This window comes from Thalassotalea psychrophila (genome assembly GCF_031583595.1).
GTDB classification, from domain to species: Bacteria; Pseudomonadota; Gammaproteobacteria; order Enterobacterales; family Alteromonadaceae; genus Thalassotalea_A; species Thalassotalea_A psychrophila.
In genome coordinates this window covers 4,272,888-4,296,995 of the sequence record NZ_CP134145.1, presented here as the reverse complement: position 1 = coordinate 4,296,995, position 24,108 = coordinate 4,272,888, and the positions used below count along the sequence as shown (strand labels likewise).

At 37.8% G+C, this 24,108-nt stretch carries 16 protein-coding genes; 9 read left to right on the top strand and 7 right to left on the bottom strand.

The annotated features are described in order from the left end of the window. Positions 1-47 precede the first annotated feature (47 nt). Positions 48-7,784: an outer membrane protein assembly factor BamB family protein gene (locus RGQ13_RS17900; protein ID WP_348391088.1), complete on the bottom strand. Its 7,737-nt coding sequence runs from the start codon at positions 7,782-7,784 to the stop codon at positions 48-50. Between the two features lie 339 nt (positions 7,785-8,123). On the opposite strand from RGQ13_RS17900, the gene plsB reads away from it, so the two are divergent. The 4 genes from plsB to RGQ13_RS17880 all read left to right on the top strand — a co-directional run bounded on the left by plsB (position 8,124) and on the right by RGQ13_RS17880 (position 14,133). Next, on the top strand, positions 8,124-10,550 hold the full coding sequence (gene plsB / locus RGQ13_RS17895) for a glycerol-3-phosphate 1-O-acyltransferase PlsB (RefSeq protein WP_348391087.1): 2,427 nt from the start codon (positions 8,124-8,126) through the stop codon (positions 10,548-10,550). A 47-nt stretch (positions 10,551-10,597) separates the two neighbouring features. Next, positions 10,598-11,656, top strand: a complete 1,059-nt coding sequence (locus RGQ13_RS17890; protein ID WP_348391086.1) for a Kelch repeat-containing protein — start codon at positions 10,598-10,600, stop codon at positions 11,654-11,656. A gap of 119 nt (positions 11,657-11,775) precedes the next feature. Continuing rightward, the gene (locus RGQ13_RS17885; protein WP_348391085.1) at positions 11,776-11,904 is read left to right on the top strand and encodes a hypothetical protein; all 129 of its coding nucleotides are present in this window, start codon (positions 11,776-11,778) and stop codon (positions 11,902-11,904) included. Between the two features lie 270 nt (positions 11,905-12,174). Continuing rightward, the gene (locus RGQ13_RS17880; protein WP_348391084.1) at positions 12,175-14,133 is read left to right on the top strand and encodes an alpha/beta hydrolase domain-containing protein; all 1,959 of its coding nucleotides are present in this window, start codon (positions 12,175-12,177) and stop codon (positions 14,131-14,133) included. Positions 14,134-14,409: 276 nt separating this feature from the next. Here RGQ13_RS17880 and RGQ13_RS17875 read toward each other — a convergent pair whose 3' ends face one another. The 6 genes from RGQ13_RS17875 to cyaY all read right to left on the bottom strand — a co-directional run bounded on the left by RGQ13_RS17875 (position 14,410) and on the right by cyaY (position 20,170). Continuing rightward, the gene (locus RGQ13_RS17875; RefSeq protein ID WP_348391083.1) at positions 14,410-15,540 is read right to left on the bottom strand and encodes an MltA domain-containing protein; all 1,131 of its coding nucleotides are present in this window, start codon (positions 15,538-15,540) and stop codon (positions 14,410-14,412) included. Between the two features lie 61 nt (positions 15,541-15,601). Next, positions 15,602-16,786 carry a heme biosynthesis HemY N-terminal domain-containing protein gene (locus RGQ13_RS17870; RefSeq protein ID WP_348391082.1) on the bottom strand — a complete coding sequence of 395 codons (1,185 nt, stop codon included), beginning with the start codon at positions 16,784-16,786 and terminating at the stop codon, positions 15,602-15,604. Next, positions 16,783-18,120, bottom strand: coding sequence for a uroporphyrinogen-III C-methyltransferase (locus RGQ13_RS17865; protein ID WP_348391081.1), 1,338 nt, complete (start codon positions 18,118-18,120; stop codon positions 16,783-16,785). The genes RGQ13_RS17870 and RGQ13_RS17865 overlap by 4 nt, the downstream gene beginning before the upstream one ends. Before the next feature lie 34 nt (positions 18,121-18,154). Next, entirely contained in the window at positions 18,155-18,898 is a 744-nt protein-coding gene (locus RGQ13_RS17860) for a uroporphyrinogen-III synthase (RefSeq protein WP_348391080.1), read from the bottom strand. Then, positions 18,885-19,817: a hydroxymethylbilane synthase gene (gene hemC / locus RGQ13_RS17855; RefSeq protein WP_348391079.1), complete on the bottom strand. Its 933-nt coding sequence runs from the start codon at positions 19,815-19,817 to the stop codon at positions 18,885-18,887. The genes RGQ13_RS17860 and hemC overlap by 14 nt, the downstream gene beginning before the upstream one ends. Positions 19,818-19,849: 32 nt before the next feature. Next, positions 19,850-20,170 (bottom strand): iron donor protein CyaY, encoded by a 321-nt coding sequence (cyaY, locus tag RGQ13_RS17850; RefSeq protein ID WP_348391078.1) that lies wholly within the window; start codon positions 20,168-20,170, stop codon positions 19,850-19,852. Between the two features lie 139 nt (positions 20,171-20,309). Here cyaY and lptM point away from each other — a divergent pair, with 139 nt between their 5' ends. The 5 genes from lptM to RGQ13_RS17830 are packed head-to-tail and all read left to right on the top strand — an operon-like array spanning position 20,310 to position 24,082. Further along, positions 20,310-20,471 (top strand): LPS translocon maturation chaperone LptM, encoded by a 162-nt coding sequence (gene lptM / locus RGQ13_RS20180; RefSeq protein ID WP_405054142.1) that lies wholly within the window; start codon positions 20,310-20,312, stop codon positions 20,469-20,471. A gap of 58 nt (positions 20,472-20,529) precedes the next feature. Further along, positions 20,530-21,777, top strand: coding sequence for a diaminopimelate decarboxylase (gene lysA, locus RGQ13_RS17845; protein ID WP_348391077.1), 1,248 nt, complete (start codon positions 20,530-20,532; stop codon positions 21,775-21,777). A gap of 34 nt (positions 21,778-21,811) precedes the next feature. Next, the gene (dapF, locus tag RGQ13_RS17840; RefSeq protein WP_348391076.1) at positions 21,812-22,642 is read left to right on the top strand and encodes a diaminopimelate epimerase; all 831 of its coding nucleotides are present in this window, start codon (positions 21,812-21,814) and stop codon (positions 22,640-22,642) included. After that, a complete protein-coding gene (locus tag RGQ13_RS17835) occupies positions 22,639-23,367 on the top strand; it encodes a DUF484 family protein (protein ID WP_348391075.1) in 729 nt (242 codons plus the stop codon). Before dapF ends, RGQ13_RS17835 begins: the two co-directional genes overlap by 4 nt. Position 23,368: 1 nt before the next feature. Continuing rightward, a complete protein-coding gene (locus RGQ13_RS17830; protein ID WP_348391074.1) occupies positions 23,369-24,082 on the top strand; it encodes an HAD-IA family hydrolase in 714 nt (237 codons plus the stop codon). Positions 24,083-24,108 lie beyond the last annotated feature (26 nt).

The window sequence follows — 24,108 nt, the reverse complement described above, 5'->3', positions numbered from 1 at the left end:
ATAGATAACAATAAAAAGGCCTGCAATTGCAGGCCTAAATTAACTTGTTATTGAACGAATGATATATCGTCAATATATGCGGCATCATCATCTCTGCTGACACTACCATCCTTTTTATAACGCCATTCAAATATATGTTCACCACTACTAATGGCAATACTATAAGATTGCCATGATGTGTTATTAGTGAAAATTTGCTGTTGTACACCATCTAAATAAAAGTACAGTTTGTCACAACAGGACTCTGAACTAACCATCGCTTGAAATGAGAATGTGCCGGCACTCATCAAACTTGAATACACCACACTACTTTTTTGGCTGTCGTCTATATCGCCAGATTTCAAGCTATAGCTTCCAGCAGAAGATCTCATGCTGCTTTGTGCCCAGCTTGCATTGCTTTCTTGTCCTTCTTGCCAAAGGCCAATATAGCTTAGATCTTCAAATGACTCGGTCAAAGATGTTATTGCCTCTGGAAATGAGTTTATATCATTTGGATCGGTTTCATATTGTAGAACTTCACTAGTATCACTAAATCCATCACTATCACTATCTATAAGCAAAGGGTTGGTGAAATGTTCATTAACTTCAGCACCATCTAGCAGGCCATCTTCGTCAGTGTCTGCCACAACAGGATTGGTTAAATAGGTCACAATTTCTAGGTGATCTGACAAACCATCAATATCACTGTCCGTTAAACTTGGATCGCTTTCATTTAAGTATTCATCCAAATTAACAACTAGATCGTTATCTAGATCCAATACAGCATCGTTTGCATCTTGATCAGAGAAACCATGGCGATTTTCCCACCATAAAGGCATACCATCAGCATCTTCATCGACTAAAGGTACTATGCTAATAAAGTCAGCATTGTAGTTATCTTTAACTATTTCAAAGCTAGTAAGTAGATCATCAATACGAATCACTTGGCCATTGCGATTAGAAAGCAAGAATGTGCCATTACTATCAATATTAATATCGTAAAAACTACCGTTAATATTATTGTCTGATAAGGTTAGCGTATCTAGTTGGTTGCCATCAGTATCATATCGATAGATGTCCCCATTCCATGTTGCAACATAAATATCACCATTAGCTTTAACTGAAATTGAGCGACCATTAAGGGTTGTGATTGTTTTAATTTCAGCCATCGATTCAGGATTATAACTGCGTACATTGTAACCATCATAGGTATAAAGCAAGTTGTCTTTACCAATGGTTAAATCGATATTATTTTGACCGCTAAAGTGCTCTGATAATCCGGTACTAAGATTAAATCTAACAACACCTTGAGAGGTACTGCCAGAAATTTGCATATCGGTAACATATACATAATTATTAAAACCATCTATGCCACCGTAAGTGCCATTATTTACTGTTCCCCAACCAAGGTGATGAAAGGTTGTCCAACTATGGTGTTGTGGATTGTAAATTGACATTCCAGGTGCAAATACGCCGTTATAAACAACAATCCTGCCGTCACCTAACACTTTTAAATCTCTTGCGTCGTATTGAATTTGTGGAATAGCAACGGTATCAACAAGTTCATTATCGTAATTGAAAAAATTCAACTTCTGGTTATACGAAGTAACAAAGTGGGTATCGGTTAACAAGATATTTTGTAACTCGCTAATCACAATGTTGTCCAAGCTGATCCCACACTCTGCATCAACATCGATAGTTACTGTGTGAGTGCCGCGCTGCACTTTAAAGTCAAATGATTGCCACTCTTCCGCTAATGCAATATCCATAACTTCATCGCCGTCAATAGAAATGGAAACGTTAGATGAATATCGGCATAGTGCTGTGGCATCAATAGAAATATTATTGCCGTGGAAGAATCCACTAATATTTAATTGTGTGGTATTACCAAGTTGCAAGCTATAGTCACCGTCTGATGCAATGGCATTGTTAATACTCCATATGCCATCATTGCTGACAACGGACCAATCGCTTGGCAGCAGTTGATCTTCAAAAGACACATCTAGATCGCCAATAATGCTAGGCAGTGACAATGGATCATTTGGATCAGTTGCTTCAATGTACTCTTCAATATTGGTTAATGAATCAACATCTGCATCTAAATCTTTGTCGGTAGCATCAAGAAGATTTAGGCCATTATTAACTTCCCATAAATCATCCATACCATCAGCATCGGTGTCGTTAGATAAAGGGTTTGATCGATACGTTGTATATTCTTCGAAGTCACTTAAACCGTCAGAGTCGGTATCTTCAACATTTGGATCAGTTGCCAGCGTGTATTCTTCAATATTAGTAAGACCATCGCTATCTAGGTCTAATATGGCATCATCAACGTTGTTTTTATCCAAGCCAAAACGGTCTTCCCACCAATCGTTAATACCATCATTATCGCTATCGCCGTCAATGTTTATCGCAACCAATTGACCATCTTCTGACGCGATAAATAATGCCCCTTCACTGATAGATAATTGGCCACCTACAGGATATGACCAAACTTGTTGGCCGTTTGTAAGTGACAATGCAAACGTTTCCGTGTCGCTGGCAACAAACGCTAATTCACGGCTAATAACGATGTTATTTGTAAGATATTTATTTAAGTTTGAAGACCATAATAGTTGGCCATTACTTTTATTTAAGGCCTGTAATTGTCGATTGTTAATACCATACACTGCATCAATACCTACCGCAGGTGTATAGCTAAATTGAGACTCTAACATCCATTTAACTGACTTGGTGCGCAAATCAAATGCGTAAAAATCACCTCGATAAATAGTATACGCATCTTTATCTAAGCCAATTACCGGTGTTGTGCCATCAATATCGTAATCGTTAATATGAGTGACGCTCGCACCGGTGTTTTTATTGGCTAGTTTTAAACCATTGTCAAAGTAATAGACATACTCTTCATCAACAGCTGGAGTCCAGTTACTTTCCCAAGAATCATTAATATGCCATTGTTGTATGCCGGTATGTGCATCAGCTTCTACTACGCCACCGTAATATCCGCTTGGCATATATATTTTTCCGTCATTTGGAGTTGGCGCGTAATGTCTTGACCATTGATCAGAGTACGAAACTTCAAAACTTAATTCACCACTATCGCTATTAAATGAACGTAAATAAGAATCATCATGACCATTTGAGCGAATATATACTTGCCCATTATGATATGCCGGAGGATTAAGTGCCGGTAAGCGATAATACTCCTCTCGCCAAAGCTCTACACCGTTAAGACTGTTTATAGCCAATAATGCATGTTCAGAATGATAAGCATAGTTTGTGACAAATACTTTACCATCGCCAGAAGCTATTTGTTGTAGCTCATTAAGAGGGCTATCAATTTGTTTTGACCAACGCAATGTAAAGTTATTGATGTCGGTTGTAACAGGTACAAGTCCATTGTGTTTTGCATTGCCTTGAAACGTATACCATGTATCAACGACAGGTATAGAATTAATCTCTAATGGATCAGATGCAAATATATACTCTTCATAATTACTGAAGCTATCGTCGTCGCTGTCAATGTTGGCATTATCGATACTAATGAAATCAAATGAATAACTCAGCTCCCAACCGTCAGGTAATTTGTCACCATCAGTATCGAAGTTTATTGGCGAGCTAAAGTAAACTTTAACTTCGTCGCCATCGTTAATGCCATCACCATCAGAATCTGCAATATTTGGATTTGTACCAGCGGCTAATTCTTCTAATAATGTTAAGTTATCAAGGTCACCATCCGAGTTAACGTCATTAACCAATGGATTAGTAGAATAAGTTATTTCCCATAAATCATCTAAGCCGTCGTTATCGCTATCAGCTAATAATGGATTTGTGTTGTGGGTAGTAATTTCTTCAAAATCAGAAAGACCGTCATTGTCAGAGTCTATGGAATTGGCATTAGTGTTGTGATCTAAAATCTCTTCACCGTCACTAAGGCCATCAAGATCGGAGTCTGCTAAATTTGGATCAGTACCATGGGTGTTAATTTCAATATTATCACTTAGCCTGTCCCCATCAGTATCGGCTAAGTTTGGGTTAGTACCATATTGATATTCTTGAAGATTTGTTAATCCATCTAAGTCATTGTCAGTTGATGCATCTAAAGCTAAATATGGATTTAGACCATATTGATCTTCCCAATAACTTGGCATTCCATCGTCATCAAAATCATCAATAGTAAGCTTTTCTATTGAGATTTCGCCGTAGTCAGTTCTAATAACAAAGACCTGTCCATTGTGAGAATAAATTGCTTTTACATATCGCTCATCTAGCTCTATCTGCGCTTCAAAAGCAAAGTTATCATTACGCCAAATTGAAAGATCTCTATGGTTTGAATCCAGAGTAACAATAAATTCGTTGGTCCATGCTGCGTCTCTATAACCATAATTTTGATATAAACTATCTAAATTTCCTAATTGCCCCAAATTGATGAATGATGCGCTATTTACGATATTTTTATCAGCTAATAGAATGTTGTTATAGTCGGCAGATACATGACTTATCGATCCTGAACTATAATTATATTGAGTATTTACTGCGATTTCACCGCTAAACTGTTCAACCGAAATTTTTCCTAACGTGCTGTAGTCAGTAATAACGACTTGTTCTTGAATAGGGTCCCAATATAGCTGGTCATAATTTAAATAAACATTACTTGTGGTTAAATAATTGCCATTGGTATCATAACTGTCAGTATTGTATGACGATTTATGAAAAAGAACTACACGACCAGCTTCAGTAACACGTTGTAGTGATTCTAAATCATTTACAAAAGTAATTAACTCGGCATTATCTTCAAGATTGGTATCGATGTAGGCAACACTGTATAGATTGTTGTGATTTCTATAACTTAAGTAAATTCGGTCACTTTGTGGTGCGTGCCAAACATTAGTTGGTAAAATGGTAGAAGCGCCAAACCCAGATATTTTCAATGGTTTAAGATATTTATTTAACGTCATTGACCAACGATAGATGTAATTAACCGACGGGTGGTAAAAATATATGTTTTCGTTATCTTTAAATATTTTACTTGGTTGGAAATATCCCATAGTTGCTGAATAGTTACACAAACCTTCTGCATCTTGATGCTCTATAGACCAACATGTTTGATCGGCAGGAAAATAATCTAAAACTAAACCTGTGGTTGATAAGTGCTGTGAAGAGCCTTCGTTCCAGCTATCTGGATAACCATCTTTATCATTATCTATAGAAGCTGAATTATCAATAGCAAAAGCATCTTCAACGTTAAGGACTCCATCGTTATCACTATCGTCGCTAGGTACTATTTCATGCCATTGGTAACCCGTAGATGTTTTCGTTAACGCTTGGTAATTGTTGTTTGAATAACCAACGTATACGGGCGATCCAGCTATTGATACTTGCTCAAGAAGCTTATTCCCGTCAAAGTTGTAGCGTTGCACTAGGCTTTGTTCATTATCTTCAGAAATAGTGACTAAAAGATCATTACTTGGCCAAATGGCATCGGCAAAGTTAGCCTCAATTTTGGCCGTAGATAAAAATGTAGAACCTTGAAAACTTCGTCCAGAGCTAACTATTAATTGGTTGTCATCTTGTTTTAATGCAATTGTTTTAAACGAACTATCTTGGTTGAAATAGCTGCTACTTGAGTCTCTGACGATACGTCCAGTTTCTTGGTCAACTCCTAGTACTCGAATTCTGCGATTAGAGTTGCTTTGGTCGAGGTAGTAAAGTAAACCAATTCCCTCATCCCAAAGCATTTTTAAAGACGGACTAGAATGGTACTCATCGTCGATAATGTTGCCCTGTAAATCGATACTGTCAAAACCACGATAACGGTTAGCAATTAGGTAATTACCAGCTGCTGCAATCTTGTAAAGTTGTGCATCTAAGGTGATGAGTGGTTGTTCGTTTTGTTCTGCATCTAAGTAAGTGATTGTGTTTGAATCATAAGCGATATAAATTGTGCCTGATGATTCATCGATTGCAATATCTATTACATTTGCATCATCACTAACGTTGTATAAGTTAATTACATGGCCACTATGTAAACTAAATTCGACAATTTTATGTAATGACTCTAAATAAAAAAATACATCACCACTTGCCGTTTTCTTACTAATATCTTGATTATTCGAAGCTAAAAGAGTTAAGTAACAAACAGCGCCATTACCGTCACTTAAAACTGAACATGCAGCATCGGTTGGGTAGTTGTCTGCATTGTCACCAACACCGTCAAAATCTGTATCAGCAGACTCATTAGCATCCAATGGGAAAATATCGTCAGTATCTAATACACCATCATTGTCATCGTCTGTGTCGGCGTTGTTGCCGATAGAATCGTTATCAGTATCAATATATTCGTTTTTATCGGTTGGAAATACATCTTCTTCGTCAGGCACATTATCGTTATCATCATCGAGATCTGCGTTATCTCCAATACCGTCAATATCGGTATCTACAGACTCAGTCGCATCTAATGGGAATATATCGTCTGTGTCTAACACGCCATCATTATCATCATCTGTATCGGCGTTGTTACCAATTCCGTCTAAATCGGTATCTATAGAATCACTTGCATCCAATGGAAAGACATCGATCTCATCGGATACATTATCGTTGTCGTCATCGAGATCTGCGTTATCGCCAATACCGTCAAGATCGTTATCTACAGACTCAGTAGCATCTAATGGGAATATATCGTCTGTGTCTAACACACCATCATTATCATCATCTGTGTCGGCGTTGTTACCAATTCCGTCTAAATCGGTATCTATAGAGTCACTTGCATCCAATGGGAATGCATCGAGCTCATCGGATACATTGTCGTTATCGTCATCGCTATCAATTGTATCTGGCCAACCGTCGGCATCAAAATCTCCACCTAGTGCTTTAGTGATGAACAGGGCATCATCGATATTTAATTTGTCAAAATCAAAATTTGGATGAGTAATTTTAATTTCATCAATAAAGGTTTCTAAGAAGTTTGCAACGGTTACAGGTGAAGAATCGATAGTCAGATTAGGAACAGGTAAGTGATTTATAGGTGCATTCTGCAACCAGACATTAGTTGCTTTTTCGGCAATAATCCCATCGAGGGCACTGTCATTAAAGTCGGCTGCTAGCGCACGTAAAATTTCATCTGAGTTCAAATTAGAACTTTGTTCAATATAATAAATAAAGGCAGCGAATGCCTCAATAGACTTACGGTAAGCGGCAATTGAACTGATATTCTCCAAATGTTGTTCATATACAGCCGCAGGCGTATAAAATACATTGAAGTCAGCCTCAATACCAAATCCAAAATGTTGAATTATAGCGCTTGATTTTTCCTGAGTGTTATTAAGAAGTTCGGTTGCGGTATCAACGTCGCCAACGTTAACTGAATTCAGTGCCATTGTAGTAAATGGCGTCAACGAAATGAAGCGACCAACTTCTATATCTTCCTTACTGACAATGGTTGATAATTTTGATAAATAAGGTTTTCTACCGGTGTTTAAATCAATAGTCGCATGACCTACGATTAATTCTAAGATGTAAACACTGTCTAAAGGCTCTGTAATTAAAACTTCAGAGAGTAATCCTAAATTGTCAGTTATACCCTCACTTACTTTGGAACCTTTAAATTGATCTTTATTAACATCTACTCGATAAACAACAACTTTAGCATGTGCAATCGCTCCTTTAACTGCAGAACCTTTTATTTGGTAAGTTACAGGTGGAGTAGTGGCAGGTGGAGTAGGGACTGGTTTAGGTTCTGAAGAACCACCGCCGCCACAAGCGGTTACTATGCTTATCAAGCACATTACCAACAGTAATTTTTTCATGTGTTTTTCCAATGTTTTTATTTTTTTATTAGGAATTGCTTGAGGCTTTACTAAAGGCTACAACATCCATGTGATTTTATTTTTGTACAATAGTATAAGAATTGTAATTATAAATAAAGTGTTATCACTATGTTGATTTTATGTTGGTTAAGTTATTGCGCTACAAGTAGTTTTAAGCTGTTCGCTTGTTAAGTCTGGTTATAAAACTCGCTTAATTTTTCTCATTATCTTTGTTATCTTTTTTTGCTTAAAAAGTGCTCTCTATAGAACAACTTGCGTCATTAATGCTAGAATTACGATAATTCTAAACTTTTACTATTTATCTTGAGTTTTATACCCATGAGAGCATTGTTTTACTTTTTACTATCTTGGCCTGTACGTTTATTAGTGCGTTGCAAAATTATCCCTGATAACGTTGAGGCACTTGAACTAGGCGATAATAAAGATGTTTTTTATATCGTAAGATATCAATCGGCTAGTGATTTAATTGCTCTGCAAATGGCCTGTAAGAAACTTAATATGCCTGACCCTCTTGAAACTGTTCAGGTAAACGGTCAATCAATGAACCGTTGCATTTGTCTTGAAAAACCTAGTTCAATTATTCCCTGGATCACAAGAAGCCAAACTAAAGCTCTTTCTCAAGGCTTAGCGTTATTAAAAGAGCATGAAAGTAACGTCACAAAAAATGCGAAATTAATTCCAGTAAATTTATTGTGGGGCCGAGCGCCGGTCAAACAAAAAGCTAATATGGGGGATGTTCTAGCCGATGAAACGTCACCAAGTATGTTTCGTAAGTTTTGGATGGTGATTTTTTTAGGTAGAGATACCTTAGCTCGCTTTAGTGCCGCTGTATCTTTTAGAGAAATGGTAGAAACTCAAGGTAGTGACAAGGTTGCTGCTCGTAAATTGATCCGTATGGCTCGTATTCATTTTCACCGTCAAACTATAGCGGCTACAGGGCCACGTTTGATGGATCGCCAGCAAATGTTCACCGCATTATTTGCGAATCCTGCGATTAAACGACTGATAACAGACGAAGCTAAATCTAAAAATGTTAGCGAAGCTGAAGTGAAGAAAAAAGCTCTTGGCATGATGAAAGAAATTTCTGCTGATTACCGTCAAACGGTGATCCGCTTAGGTGAACGCATTTTAGGTTGGCTGTGGAATCGTTTATACGATGGCATAAAAGTGCAAAATGCAGATCGCTTACGTACGCTATCGCAAGAGGGGCATGAGATAATTTATGTGCCTTGTCATCGCTCACACATGGATTATTTATTGCTTACCTATGTTATTTACCATCAAGGGTTAGTGACGCCAAGAATTGCTGCAGGTATTAATCTAAATTTTTGGCCTGCAGGTCCAATTTTTCGTAAAGCCGGTGCATTTTTCATTCGCCGTAGCTTTGGAGGAAATCGTTTATATTCAACTATCTTCCGTGAATACTTAGGCTTATTATTCAATCGTGGTTACTCGGTGAAATATTATACTGAAGGTGGGCGTAGCCGTACTGGTCGTTTATTGCAGCCAAAAACCGGTATGTTGTCTATGACAGTACAAAGCATGCTTAAAGGTATCGATAGACCGTTAACGTTAGTGCCAGTTTATATTGGCTATGAGCACGTTATGGAAGTGGCAAGTTACCACAAAGAATTAAAAGGCAGCTCAAAACAAAAAGAATCGATATTTGGCATAATTAAAGCAATTCGTAAATTACGTAATTACGGTAAAGGTTTTGTCACCTTTGGCCAGCCAATGAATATTAATGAATTTTTAAATGAAGAAGTACCCGAATGGCGAGAAAGTATTGACCCTATCGATCCGCCTAAGCCTAAATGGTTAACCCCTGTAGTTAACGTAATGGCAAATCAGGTAATGACTGAAATTAACAAAGCGGTTGCGCTTAACTCTGTTACCTTAACGGCACTTATTTTATTATCCGCAGAAAATAATGCATTAACTCGCAAAGAATTAGAAGAACAGTTAGATTTCTTCATTCAATTGCAACGTTCAGCACCATTTAGTAGTGATATTTATATCCCTGAAGAATCGGGTAAAGAGTTGGTTGATTCAGTCATTCGATTGAATAAAGTCGATGTTACTGATGATGAACTAGGGCAAATTATTTCACTGTCAGAACAAGCATGTTTAGAAATGAGCTATTACCGTAATAATATTATTCATGCCTATATGTTGCCGTCTGTTGTTTGTCGATTATTACGAACTTACGACAAATTAAGCACAGACGAAATTGACAATAAAGTAGAGCAACTTGCCCAGTTGATTAAAGCTGAGCTTTATTTATGGCAAAGCCATGACGATATTGTTGAGCAAACAGAATCTATTTTAGCGGCCTTGCAAACTCAAGGGCTAATTAAATTAAGTAAGGCGGGTTACTGGTCTATTAATGAAGAATGTGACACCGCCTATATGCTTAATTTAATGTCAGCATGTATTAGCGAAACCGTACAACGCTACACCATTGTCTTAAATATTATTAAACAAGCTGCGCCAATCAGCCGTTCATCGCTTGAGTCTGATGCAACAACATTAGCCAAGCGTATGTCTAAACTGCATAATATTAATGCCCCTGAGTTTATCGATAGAAAAGCGCAGGCAGCAGTAGTAAATGCATTACGTGAGTATGGATATATTGAATCAGATGATAGTGGTTGTTTTGTTGCTACTGCTCGTTTAACCGAATTGAATGAAACCTTAGTACACTTAATTGAACCTGATGTACTACAAAGTATCCTTCATTCATAAATAGTTACTAAAACAGGGCGCAAGCCCTGTTATCAATGAGAAATTTAATGCGTTTCACTCTCCCTATGTTGTTTAGCGTTTTTTCATTCATTGCTATTGCTAATCCTTTAGTTTTACCCAATTTACCCGAACCTGTTACCAATAATGCTGTTGCGCAAGTAACAACTTCTCAGGGCGACTACCTCATCAGTTTTATGGGCTTAGGGGGAAATAAAACATATAAAGACGTACACAATAGAGTTTGGGCGCTAAAGTTAGGGAATAAACAATGGCAAAGTAAAAATCCTGTTCCTGCGAGTTTGCCTTTACCAGGGCGATTAGCATCGGTAGCGGTTGGTGTGGGTCCATATGCTTATGTGTTTGGTGGTTATACGGTGGCTAGTGATCATCAAGAAATATCGAGCCCTGACGTGTACCGCTATGATGTAGTAAAAGATACCTATAAAGTTCTCCCTTCAATGCCTGTACCTGTCGACGATAGTGTGGCGCTAGTTTATCAACAACGGTACATTTATCTAGTTAGTGGTTGGCATAACGCTGGCAATGTAAACTTGGTGCAGGTCTATGACATTAAAAATAACAGTTGGCAACAAGCATCACCATTTCTTGGTAAGCCGGTGTTTGGCCAAGCTGGGGCAATTGTCGGTAATACTCTACTAGTTTGCGATGGCGTTATTGTGCAGCCTCAATTATTAAAACGTAGAACTTATCAAGATATTGCTCAGTGCTTAAAGGGTACTATTGACGAGAGCAATCCTCTTAAAATAGATTGGCAATTGGTTGAACATCCAACTGGACAGGGGAGGTATAGGATGGCTTCTGCTGGTGTTAATGGTTCTATATTATTTATTGGCGGTTCAACTAATCCATACAACTTCAATGGCATGGGTTATAACGGTATTGCAGCGCCAGCTACCTCAGAAATTTGGCTCTTCGACCCCAACACTAATAAGTGGATAATGCAGCTAGGTAGTCACGATAAATCAATGGATCATAGAGGCTTACTTATTTATAAAAGCCAGCTCATTATTGTCGGTGGTATGGATGATAATCAACAGGTGGTCAATTCTGTCAAAAGCATTTCTTTGGGTAATACAATCCCCTAGCAATAAATTACAAATAGTTACGTCAGTTAATGGTTTGTTGATCTAGATCAGAACCCTCAACTCCATGCTCTTTTATGATCTGTTCATAAGTTTGAACAAGCTCGCAACAGGAGATTAGCATGAACAATTTATCATTTTTATTAGCAGACCCTATCGTATTATTTTCTGCCGGTGGCTTAGTAACTTTATTGGCTATTTGCACGTTTTACGTGTTTTTCTTTTTAAAGAAAATGAACAACAACGAATAGGAATTTATTAAAAATGCCAGTTTAAATAGACTGGCGTTTTAAAACGCTCTTCACACCCTTTTGCAATGCTAAACTTTATCTCTGTGTAGTTAATAGCATTGCTTTTTTTTGCTTGTTTTTTAGTGAAACTGGATCAAATTGGTATCTTTACCCCTACAAACTTGCATTTGTTAGCAACAAGGTTAAGCTGTTGATATATCTAGTTGAATAATCTATTCGGTTGCCAACTAATAAAAATAATAAAGCCAATATTCAGGCAGGGAATTTTCCATGGGTAAAATCAAATTTTTTCTAGTTTTCAGCCTTGCATTACTATTGTGTGGAGTGGCTAATGCCGCACTGGTAAGTCAAACCATCAAAAGTGAGAAATCGTTTAATTTAAAAAATATGAAGATGGAAGCCATAAGTGGCGAATTTACCTTTCTTATCGATCCTAAAAACCCCAGTAATCAACAAATTGTTGATATTGATAAAGCGCCGACCAATAGTGATGGTTTAGTAGAGGCTAAAGCTAACTTTTTTATTATTCAAAACAAAGATCCTAAACAACGTAAAGGAGCCTTAGTAGAGGTGAGTAACCGAGGCTCAAAAGCAGCACTCAGATACTTTAACCATGCTGCACGTTCAGACACACCAAATAAATCATCCGCATTAGGTGATGGCCTTATTCAAGAACTTGGTTTGTCATTGGTTTGGGTTGGCTGGCAGGGAGATCTAACTATTAGTGCTAACACCATGCATGCTTCATTACCAAAAATTGTAGGGCTTAATGGCTGGGCTCGTAGTGATTGGACTGTAGATTCGGCAAAATCATTATTAACACTTGCCCATAAAGAGGGTATAGCAACAATTTACCCAGTCGATTTTGCTAAACAACAAGATGCTTGGCTTACTAAAAGAATGGGGAGAGATAACTTACGTTCAGTTGTACCTCGCTCTATGTGGCAATTTAGCTCTGATGGTAAAAAAATAGCCGGAGATTTTTCTCCAGGTATTTATGAATTAGTTTACCCAAGCCGTGACCCTATGGTGACAGGAGTAGGTTTAGCTATTTTACGAGATACATCAGCCTATATTAAACAAATTGATAATACTTTTTCAGTACCAAAAACCATAGCGTTTGGAGTATCGCAGACAGGCCGTTTTTTAAGGCATTTTTTGCATCAAGGCTTTAATGAAACTGAAATGGGGACTATGGCATTTGATGGTATGTTAATTCATACTGCAGGGGCCGGTCGCGGCAGTTTCAATCATAGATTCGCTCAACCTTCGCGTGATGCGCATCGCATGTCGGCATTTTTATACCCAACAGATATTTTTCCATTTACTAGTGCTAGAGTACGTTCCGATATTACTAACAAAAAAGTTGGTTTATTAAAGCGCCATCATGAAGATTTTTATCCAAAGATATTTTACACCAATACTGGTTATGAGTATTGGGGACGAGCTGCGGGTTTAATACATACACATAATGTATTTGATATAGCACCATTAAAAAATGAGCGTATTTATCATTTTGCATCGGCTCAACACTTTGTAGAAAATAAAAATAACTTAGTATTACTTGATGAAAAATCAGGTATGTATCGTGGTAACCCATTAGATTTTAAATTACATTTACGCGCTTTATTATCGCATTTAACCAGTTGGGTTGTTGATGATAATGAACCTCCTAAAAGTGCCTATCCACGCTTTGCTAATCAAACACTAACTACTTTTTCTCATTACCAATTGCCAGAATGGTTGAATTTAGAAAAACCGTTTAAACCGCATACTGCCTATGAAGTTGAATATGGTAAAGGTTGGGAGCAAGGGATTATTACGAATCAACCTCCGGTAATCTTGGCTGAAATTATGCCACCAGTACCGAAAGTAGATAATAATGGTCACGAATTAGGGGGCATTAATCACCCGCTTATTAAAGCGCCTATTGCTACTTTTTTACCTTGGGTGCTTAGATACAATAAATTCTCAAGTAATGAGATTGAAGATTTTCGTGGTAGTGTTAAAAAGTGGACTAAAAAGCGTATATTCTCGCGCTATGCAGATAAAAGATCGTATTTAAATCACCTTAATAAAATGACTTTAAAAAGTTTGGCAGATGGCTGGATTTTAGCTCGCGATGTATCGCGAGTTAAGCAGCAAGGCAATTGGTTATGGGATTGGAGTATGGATCAACCCGATCCAATTTATGCTGCAGTAGACGATAATTCATTAGAAGAGCGTTAAAGACACCTACACGGTATAAGAAAACACACACCGGCATGACGGTGCAGTTTTTCTTGTTTTATGTGTTACCGCTTAGGGCACAGTTGACACATTCTAGTAGGTTCTGAAACCAGTTCAATAAGTAGATAATTTCTATCTACAGCACGCTTCAGGAGGTCCCTCATCTCGCTCCGCTCGTGTGGGATGACGGCGTACTTTTTCTAATAATGTGTAGCTATAAATGTTACCTTTGATCGTCGCGATGTGAAAATTTAGAGCTAATTTTATATTCAAAACCTACTGTTTCAATAGCATTATCCAGGTATTGGCGTAGTCAGGAAGGTGTTTATTAGCTAAGTGGTAATCACTCCAACCGTAATAGCTATCTACCAAAAAGTCCAATTGAAAACGGTTGTTGTCAAAAGCACCGCCGGTATCAGCTAAAATTCCCATTTGGCTTACTGAATTGCCATTTAACGGGTAGTTAACCATGATTAGTTTACCTAAGCCTAAATCGGCCATATTGCCGGCAAAAGTTACCTGTGGTTTAACGGCGATTTTACTTTCTAAGGTTTTTCCATAACCCATTACTGAAGGTACTTCAGCAAAATACCAGTAACGAGCTTGTTCAGTTTTACCAATACTATAATCGTAGTTAATGCCATTATTACGATGCACGTTAAAGTATCTGGTTTCGCCATTTACTTCTAAAACTCCAGTACCTTGTAATAACACATCATGTAAACCATCTTCACTGATCCAAACTAAAGGCTTCGCCAAATTATTTTCGGCTACCTTGCCTTGAATTACCTCTTGGCGAGTAAATTTAAATCGCGTTAAAGAGTCTTTTTTTAGTTCAGCTTGTTCAGGTGTTAAGCCTTGTTCATCAAACGGTAATGCATAAAGAGCTTGGTTAAATTCAGCTGTTTTAACTGGGCTCGCGTTTAATAACTTAGTGTAATACTTAGTAATAAATAGCTGTTCTTCAGGGATGTTGGTTAATAGTCTATTTTTTGCTGCGTTAGTACTTTTTTGACTGATATTAAGCGCAGTAGTAGTGTCTGGATACCAACGATAAAAATCAAAATTATGTTTCAAAAATTCAGTGTTTTGTAAGCGACTTTTTTGTTTCGTTCGTACATCGGTAATGTAGGTTTCACAAATAAAACTCAGAGTATTCTGTACTCTATCAAGTGATATCTGTGCTGAAAATACTTTACCAGGATGAACGGCAAGCGGATCAGTTTCGTCACCTGCTTTATGATTGTTAATATACGTATTAGTGTTTGTTGCAACGGTACATAAATCGCTGGTTTTAAATAGCTGCATACTGCCAATGCTGGGATTTGGCTCTAAGACAAAACGGGCATTGTCAGCAATAGCATTAACGCTGATACTGGCTAAAAATATAGATATGATAAGTTTCATTGTGTTCTTATAATTCAAATGCTTTAAGGTGTGATAGCCTACAACATACGGCCTTTCAGCTTTAACCCTGCGCAATAAGCTCTTGATAAACTCGGTTTGCCTGTTGGTGTTCGCCCATTAGCTCTAACAATTTTGCATAGCCTTGTAAGTCATCACTATTTTGCTCAATTTTTAATAACGAAGTAAATGCTTTATGAGCCTTGTCATATTCTTTATTGGCAACACAAAGATGAGCAAGGGCACTTAGCCACAAGGTATTTTCGGGCTGTTTCTGCAATAATTTTTGTACTGCAAAAATAATATGTTCACTATTTTGTATTGGTAGTTGTTTAACTGCATTAATGAAACTAATTGACGCATCTTTTTTAATTAACGGTAACACTAAGTTTTCTAAATTAGTGACCAAGCCATTGGCAATTAAACAATTGGCATAAGCTAATACAATACCTTCACTTTGGCGCTCTTTTCTTGACAGTGCTTTATAGTATTTGGCGACTGCTTCAACGCTGCTTGTTTGAATTAATTCGATAAAATATCCACTGAAGGCACGAACTTCCCAATCAGTAATTTTGTCTCTGTCTAAGTGTTTATCTTTGCGCGCGGTTTTTATCAACTCGGTTGCTTGCTCGAACTTACTTTCATGAATATTGATTTCTATATCTAAGCCTAATAAGCGACCATCATGCCCGATCAATTTATGGTTTTCGTCTAGCAGTGCTCGTGCTTTGGAGAATTGCTTATCGTCTAAATTTAAACGACCTGCAACCAGTAATGTTTCAAAACTGAAGTTCTCTTGTGCCTGTGGGTGCTGTGCTATAAATTTTAGATAATTTGCTGTTTTCGCTGACTCGCCTAATTTATTCGCTGCAGACGCCGCAACTAACCAGGCACTATTGGTCATATCTGAATGCTCTGCACATTTAGCCATTAACTCCTCAGCCTGCTTATAGTCACCTAGCAGATAAGCACCAATACCTTTTTGAAACTCACGTTTAGCTTTGGCTTTGTTACTAAAGGCTAATTTGCGCCAAGCGCTAGAAGTAAACTTAAAACCAATCCGAGAACCCCAAAATAAAAAAGCAAAAATAAAGCTAGCTAAAACCATTAATAAAATGGCACTTACTACGGTGAGTTCATAAGTTAAATCGCCCATAGCGACTAATATGTAGCCTTTTTCATCAATCAAAAATGGCGCAATAGCGATAAGTGCTAGCAATAAAACTAACTTAATTATTGAACGGATCATGCAGCACCTTCCTCTTGATTAAGGGGGGTTGGCTTTTGTTCCGGTTCAGCCTTAGGTTCTATTACCTCTGTCTCTTTGGTAACCACTTTTTTAGTTTTAAGTGGTTGTGGTTTTACGCCGCCCAGTCTTTTGCTTGGTTTGTTATCAAGCATTGCTCGCAGTGCTTGTTGAGACGCTAATGTTTGCGGGTATTCAACCGTTACTGGCATTGCTTTTATTTCAGCTAAACGAGCATTAAATTGCTGAGTTTTAACTTGGGTCATATCAAAATGAAGACTTAACCAGCGTTGAATATCGGTCACTGTTGTAAGGAATAATTCTTTCTTACCTTGGCTAACCGCCCATTGAGCTTGTTGAAATTTCAGCTCTAAATTATGATATAAATTTTGTTCGAATTTTGGTTCCATCAAGGGTTCAACATTACCAGAACGACGACGAACGGTAATAAACTCATCTTTAAATTTAGCCCAACTTTTTGCTAAGTTTTCTTGCCAGTCACTAACATCTTCAGTCAAAGCTGTACTTTCTTTAAGTTCAGTTTCTTCCGGTAATTGCACTGTCGCTAACGTTAGATCATCTACCTGTTTACTAAGACCCATTAACGTTAAAATAATATCGTCACGTTGTAGTTTTGGTAGTGTTTTAAGCTTTTCGATGTCTTCATGTAATAGCTCTCGAACCTTCATCATGCGAGGATCTTTTAAATCTTTAATTCGCGCGTCAGCATCATTCATTAACGTAATAGCGGTACTTGCATCTTTTTCTAACCAAAGTACACGGCCAGCCATTCGAGTTAAATATTCAGCCTCAGTAATTTGCCAGTTATTTGGTTGACTGTCGATGAGCTGCTCAATTTCTTGTTCTAATGCTGAAATACGGCTACCGCTACGTTTTTCAACGTCACTAATCAACTTGTTAATTTGTTGCTGAGATTGTTTTTGTAAAGCGCTAATTTGCTGCTGTAAATGTTGATCAAGTTCTATCACGCTTGTTTTAGTGTTTTGTGCTAAGCGTTGTTCCAATTCATTGTTTTGCTGTTGTTGCCACCAGTAATTAGCACCAACACCGCCACCGGCGCTAACTGCTATTAATAAAGCTAGTAATGCGGTTTTAGATAATTTTTGTTTTATAGGAGAGGATTTTGTTGGCGCTTTAGGTGCTGTTTTTACTGTTTGTTTTGTTGGCGGTGATACAGTTTTGCTCTTACTTGAGCCTTGAGCTTGCTGTTTTGCTTTCGCGGCAATTCTAGCTGCATCACTTGCACTTATTTTTGCTGATGGCTGATCAGGTTTATTGGTATTCGTTTGCGCTTTGTTGTTTTCTTTCTCGGTCATAATCAACTTCCATTGGCCGCATATAAAGTAGCTTTTAAATAAGTGCCATCATTGCTTGAAAAATTTGCTGGTGATTTGCACCATTAGCATTAATAACGTGTTTTAAACCATGTGCTTTGGCTTGTTCGGCAATCCGCGTACTAGCAACTATCCAATAACAGCTATTTGCCCAGTTTTTATCTGCTATTAAATCTAAGGTTTTGTTTAATAATTCACTTGATGTAATAACAATACAGTTAATTTCATCTTTTCGCCATTTATCAATGGTTTGCTCTGCTGAAAAAGTTAACCACTGACGTTTATACACTTCATTATAGGCAACTTTAGCTTGTTTAAGTTCAAGCTGTTGTTTTAAAAACTCTCTACCACCATTACCGCGAATAATTAACACCTGTTTATTAGCAATATTTTGTAGTTCGCTTAGCGCCAATAATCCTTCACTTGTTTCAATGCTCGGAACTATTACATTTTCTATGCCATGAGCAATCAGTACGTTAGCACTGGCCTGTCCAACGGCGATGAATGTTGTGCTTTTTATATGGTTAGAAAAATTGGTAACTTGCAGTGCAAAGTTAGCCGCCGCAGGGCTGATAATTATTATGAATTCGGGGTTTAAATTGTTAAGTTGTTGTTTTAATGAAACTTGCTGTTCACCTGGTTTATAGGCGAACAAAGGTGTGATCTCAATGTTGCTGGCAATAGGTGCAATTTCCTTTGCCAGCTGCTGAGATTTTTGTAGAGGTCTGGTTAATAAAACGTTGAGTTTATTTTTGCTCATATACCTGCTTTAAAATAACATCGGCGCCGTCTTTCAATAACTTCTCGGCAAGCATAGTACCCATGGCATCACCATTGGTTAATTTACCGCGAATCTCGCTGTGCAAGATAGTGCTGCCGTCTATAGCTCCGACTAAACCGCGCAAATATAGCTGCTCATTTTCAATAATAGCGTAACTACCAATTGGCACCTGACAACCACCTTCTAATGATCTGTTCATTGAACGTTCAGCTAACACTCGAATGCGAGTTTCTTTGTGCTCAAGTGGCGCAAGTAAAGCCTTAACTCGTTCGTCATCAGTGCGACACTCTATACCAACAGCACCTTGGCCATTTGCTGGCAGCATTACTTCAGGTTCAATAAATTCTTGAATACGCTCTGGCATTTCTAAACGAATTAAGCCAGCTGCAGCTAAAATAATAGCGTCGTATTGACCATCGTCCAATTTTGCTAAACGAGTATTTACATTACCGCGTAAATCGCGAATATCCAAGTCTGGGCGTAATGCTTTAATTTGACACTGACGACGTAAACTTGATGTACCTACAATAGCGCCTTGTGGTAAATCGGCCAGGCTGTTAATTGTATTTGAAACAAACGCATCACGTGGGTCTTCACGTTCACATACAATTTCTAAACCTAGCCCTTCAGGGAATTCTACTGGCACATCTTTCATTGAATGCACAGCAATATCAGCACGGCCTTCAAGCATAGCCACTTCAAGTTCTTTAACAAATAAACCTTTGCCGCCAACTTTTGATAATGGCGAATCGAGAATAATATCGCCTTTAGTTACCATAGGCACTAATTCAACTGTAAGGTCAGAATGGAAATGTTCTAAACGTGCTTTTACAAATTCAGCCTGCCAAAGGGCCAGAGCGCTTTTTCGAGTCGCTATTTTAAGCGTTTGTTGCGTCATGTCGATATCCGTTATTGTGTTAGATTTGTCAGTTATTCTGCTTGTAGTGTTATTTCAGCTTCTGCTTGAACACTTACCGCTTTAGATAAAAACTGCCAAAATTCATCACCACCGCGTTTATCAATCCATTGTTCATTTTGATAAGCAAAGTGATGACCATTAAATTTGGTTGCTACCCATACTTCATGTAAAGGAGCTTGTTTGTTGATAATAATTTTAGTGCCATTGACAAAGGCTAAGGTTAATAAACCGCTTACGCTTTCATAATCAATATCTACACCACATTCTTCTATTGCTTCTTCTATGGCTAAAAGTAACTCATCAGTCATGAGGTTATATTGGCTATCGTTCATTATTTACCCTTGTTTATTATCATTTTGCCCAGAATAATTGATTATACCTAATTAATCTGCGCAACAACTTGGTATTTATTGTATCGCATGCGATTATATACGCGTATAAATCTATTAATCAATCGATGTGATCAATAAAATGCTTAATAAAAAACTACTTGTTGTTGTATTATCATTACTTCTATGTACAGTTTCCTCATGTGGTCTAAAAGGACCTTTATATGAGAGTGATCCGGTTGAAGAACAAAAGACTGAAAAGTCTAGCGAAACAGTTAGCTCAGTCAATAAGAGCAACCAGTAAATAGCAATAATCATTTTAAACTCTTTATTACCAATAAGAAATTTCAGGACTGATACCAGTGGACTTTTTTAACCGTCAAAATAATTCATTATATGCTGAAGATTGTTCAGTTACAGAATTGGCCAGTACTTATGGCACTCCGCTTTACGTTTATTCACGTGCAACCATTGAACGTCATTGGCACGCATTTGATCAAGCGGCCAAAGATATGAAACACTTGATTTGTTATGCAGTGAAAGCAAGTTCAAATATAGCTATTTTGAATGTACTCGCACGTTTAGGTTCAGGTTTTGACATTGTTTCAAAAGGTGAGCTGGCTCGAGTGCTTAAAGCTGGTGGCGATCCTGCTAAGGTAGTATTTTCTGGTGTCGGCAAAAAAGCCGAAGAAATTGCATACGCGTTAGAAAAAGGCATTCATTGTTTTAATGTTGAATCTGAAGCTGAGTTATCTCGCATTAATGAGGTAGCAGCAAGTATGAACATGCCAGCATCAATTTCAATGCGGGTAAATCCAGACGTAGATGCGGGTACTCACCCATATATTTCTACCGGTTTAAAAGACAACAAGTTTGGCATTCCTATTGATCATGCTGTTGAGATTTATCAAAAAGCAGCAGCAATGTCACATCTTGTGGTTAAAGGTGTCGATTGTCATATTGGTTCGCAGCTTACTGAGGTTCAGCCATTTTTAGATGCCTTAGACCGTGTACTGGTATTAGTCGATAAATTAGCAACAGTTGGTATTAAGTTAAGTCATATTGATGTTGGCGGTGGTTTAGGTGTGCCTTATCAAGGTGAAACGCCTCCGCATCCAAGCGAATACGCGAAAGCGATAGCCGATAAAATGCAAGGTTACGATTTAGAACTAATTTATGAACCTGGCCGCGCTATTATGGCAAATGCGGGTATTTTAGTAACCGAAGTTGAATTCTTAAAAACTAACCAAGATAAACATTTTGCCATTGTTGATGCTGCGATGAATGACCTAATTCGTCCTGCGCTTTATCAAGCATGGCAAGAAATTGTACCTGTTGAACTTAATCACAGTGCAACTACTCAAAACTATGATGTAGTTGGTCCTGTTTGTGAAACTGGTGATTTTTTAGGAAAGAATAGAGATTTAGCTATTACAGCTGGTGATTTACTTGCAGTCCGTAGCGCTGGTGCTTATGGTTTTACCATGAGTTCAAACTACAATTCTCGCCCAAGAGTGGCAGAAATTATGGTTGATGGTGAGCAATCTCATTTAATCCGTCAACGTGAGTCTATTGAGTCTTTATGGCAAGGTGAAGCGGTTTTACCGTAACCTTATCAGTAGTTAAAGCTAAGTTGGTATAACAATGTTAATGAATTTTTCCAAAATGCACGGCCTAGGTAACGACTTTTTAATGTTGGATAACGTTACGCAAAATATTTACTTGTCGAATGAACAAATTCGCAAGTTGGCCGATCGCAACTTTGGTGTTGGCTTTGACCAATTACTTGTGGTTGAACCGCCTTATGATCCTGAATTAGATTTTCACTATCGTATTTACAATGCTGATGGCAGTGAAGTAAGCCAATGCGGTAACGGTGCCCGTTGTTTTGCCCGTTTCGTTAAAATGAAAGGCCTAACTAACAAAAACAAAATTAAAGTTACCACCACTTCAGGTAAAATGACTCTTCACATTGAACGTGATGGGCAAGTCACTGTGACCATGCCAGTACCTGATTTTGAACCTAAAAAAATACCTTTTACCGCACAAAAAGTAGAAGGCACTTATATATTACGTGCTGATGAAGAAACTGTACTTTGTGGTGCGGTATCTATGGGTAACCCGCATTGTGTATTAACTGTAGATTCAGTAGCTGATGCTCCAGTTGCAATCTTAGGCAAAGCTTTAGCTGAGCATGAACGCTTCCCAGAAGGCGCTAATGTTAGCTTTATGGAAGTTGTGTCTCCTAAATATGTAAAACTTCGAGTTTATGAACGCGGCGCTGCTGAAACCTTGGCATGTGGTAGTGGTGCATGTGGTGCAGTTGTAGTTGGTATTACACAAAACAAATTAGCGAATAACGTTACGGTTGAATTACCGGGCGGCAAACTTAAAATATATTGGAAAGGTCCAGGGCATCCTGTAAAAATGACTGGCCCTGCAGATCACGTATTTGATGGACAACTTTACCTATGAGTGACAGCAAAGTAGCAAATAAAAATAATGTACTAGACCCGATGACAGCGGATGCAGAAATGGATGTGCTTAACGATGAGCTGGTAACTACTTACTTACAAGATAACCCAGGTTTTTTCGGCAGAAACCCACAGTTGCTTGCATCGTTACGATTTAATGATAGTAAGCGTGGCGTGGTTTCATTAGTTGAAAGACAGCAACAAATTCAACGTCAAAAAATTCATTTACTTGAAGAAGAAATTACTCAATTATTAACCGTAGCTAATCACAACGAGCGATTATTTACCGTTTATAATGATTTGTACTTAAGTTTGATTGAAAGCTCCGACTTATCTCACTTCTTAGATTGCTTAACTCAAACTACCACTCAACTATTGAATCTTGCTTCTTTTAAACTTTATTTAACCAATAAAGATTTTGAAATAGGCCATGACTCTATTATTAAAAGTGATTGTAGTTCCGTTATCAATAAGCGCTTTGATAGCAAAGACTATTACTTTGGCCGTCTGCAGCAACAAGAAAAAGAGTTGGTATTTGGTGAGCAAGAAGTAGGTTCAGTAGTACTAGTGCAGTTAACCGAAGGTGATGAGTGCCTAGGCTTCATTGCCATTAGCTCAAATGATGCAGAACACTTCAACCCATCTATGGATACATTATTATTAAACCAATTTCGCACACTTGTTGCTAAACTGTTAGTACAACAGTTACGGAAAATTGGGCTTTAATGTGCGTTTTTATCGAAGGTTGTCATCATTTAAAGCAATAAGCTTTGATTTAGATGACACCTTATATGACAACTATCCGGTTATTTCTAAAGCTGAGAAAGAATTACAGCAACACCTTAAAGATGTGGCACCTGTGTGTGCAACATTAAGTCCTGATTTTTGGTGGCAGCATCGAAATGTCTGCCTTACTAATCAGCCAGAACTTTGTCATGACGTAACCGCCTTACGCCTTGCTTGTATGCAATCTGGATTTGAAGAGTTAGGCTTTTCTAAGATAGATGCTAAGCAAAAATCATCACAAGCGTTCGAATACTTTTTATCTCATCGTAATAATTTACAAGTGCCTGAATCAGTTAGAAATTTATTGATGAAATTAAAAAGTAAATTTCCTTTGGTCGCTATTTCAAATGGTAACGTCAGTATTGAAGATATCGGCATTAGTGAATATTTCAGTCATAGTTTTTTTGCGGGTGATGGAAACTTGCAAAAACCTGAAAGCGACATGTTTGAACAAGCTTGTAATAAACTTAATATTCAAACCAATGAACTCTTACATATTGGTGACTGCACCCACGCCGATATTTATGGTGCATTGCAAGCCGGTTGCCAAACCATTTGGATAAATAACGATGAATTTGGCATTAAAAAGAAACCGCTAAAGGTTTTGCCTTATGCTGAATTTGATCATGTTGAACAATTGAGCATTTTTCTTTAATCATTTCTGCCATTTAGCCTAAGTTT

What these genes read in the sequence shown, in the direction of transcription:
- RGQ13_RS17865 (WP_348391081.1), bottom strand. Translation starts at nt 18,120, where the DNA reads ATGACCGAGAAAGAAAACAACAAAGCGCAAACGAATACCAATAAACCT.
- RGQ13_RS17870 (WP_348391082.1), bottom strand. Translation starts at nt 16,786, where the DNA reads ATGATCCGTTCAATAATTAAGTTAGTTTTATTGCTAGCACTTATCGCT.
- dapF (WP_348391076.1), top strand. Translation starts at nt 21,812, where the DNA reads ATGTTAATGAATTTTTCCAAAATGCACGGCCTAGGTAACGACTTTTTA.
- plsB (WP_348391087.1), top strand. Translation starts at nt 8,124, where the DNA reads ATGAGAGCATTGTTTTACTTTTTACTATCTTGGCCTGTACGTTTATTA.
- cyaY (WP_348391078.1), bottom strand. Translation starts at nt 20,170, where the DNA reads ATGAACGATAGCCAATATAACCTCATGACTGATGAGTTACTTTTAGCC.
- RGQ13_RS17860 (WP_348391080.1), bottom strand. Translation starts at nt 18,898, where the DNA reads ATGAGCAAAAATAAACTCAACGTTTTATTAACCAGACCTCTACAAAAA.
- RGQ13_RS17880 (WP_348391084.1), top strand. Translation starts at nt 12,175, where the DNA reads ATGGGTAAAATCAAATTTTTTCTAGTTTTCAGCCTTGCATTACTATTG.
- RGQ13_RS17900 (WP_348391088.1), bottom strand. Translation starts at nt 7,784, where the DNA reads ATGAAAAAATTACTGTTGGTAATGTGCTTGATAAGCATAGTAACCGCT.
- RGQ13_RS17890 (WP_348391086.1), top strand. Translation starts at nt 10,598, where the DNA reads ATGCGTTTCACTCTCCCTATGTTGTTTAGCGTTTTTTCATTCATTGCT.
- hemC (WP_348391079.1), bottom strand. Translation starts at nt 19,817, where the DNA reads ATGACGCAACAAACGCTTAAAATAGCGACTCGAAAAAGCGCTCTGGCC.
- lptM (WP_405054142.1), top strand. Translation starts at nt 20,310, where the DNA reads ATGCTTAATAAAAAACTACTTGTTGTTGTATTATCATTACTTCTATGT.
- RGQ13_RS17875 (WP_348391083.1), bottom strand. Translation starts at nt 15,540, where the DNA reads ATGAAACTTATCATATCTATATTTTTAGCCAGTATCAGCGTTAATGCT.
- RGQ13_RS17885 (WP_348391085.1), top strand. Translation starts at nt 11,776, where the DNA reads ATGAACAATTTATCATTTTTATTAGCAGACCCTATCGTATTATTTTCT.
- RGQ13_RS17835 (WP_348391075.1), top strand. Translation starts at nt 22,639, where the DNA reads ATGAGTGACAGCAAAGTAGCAAATAAAAATAATGTACTAGACCCGATG.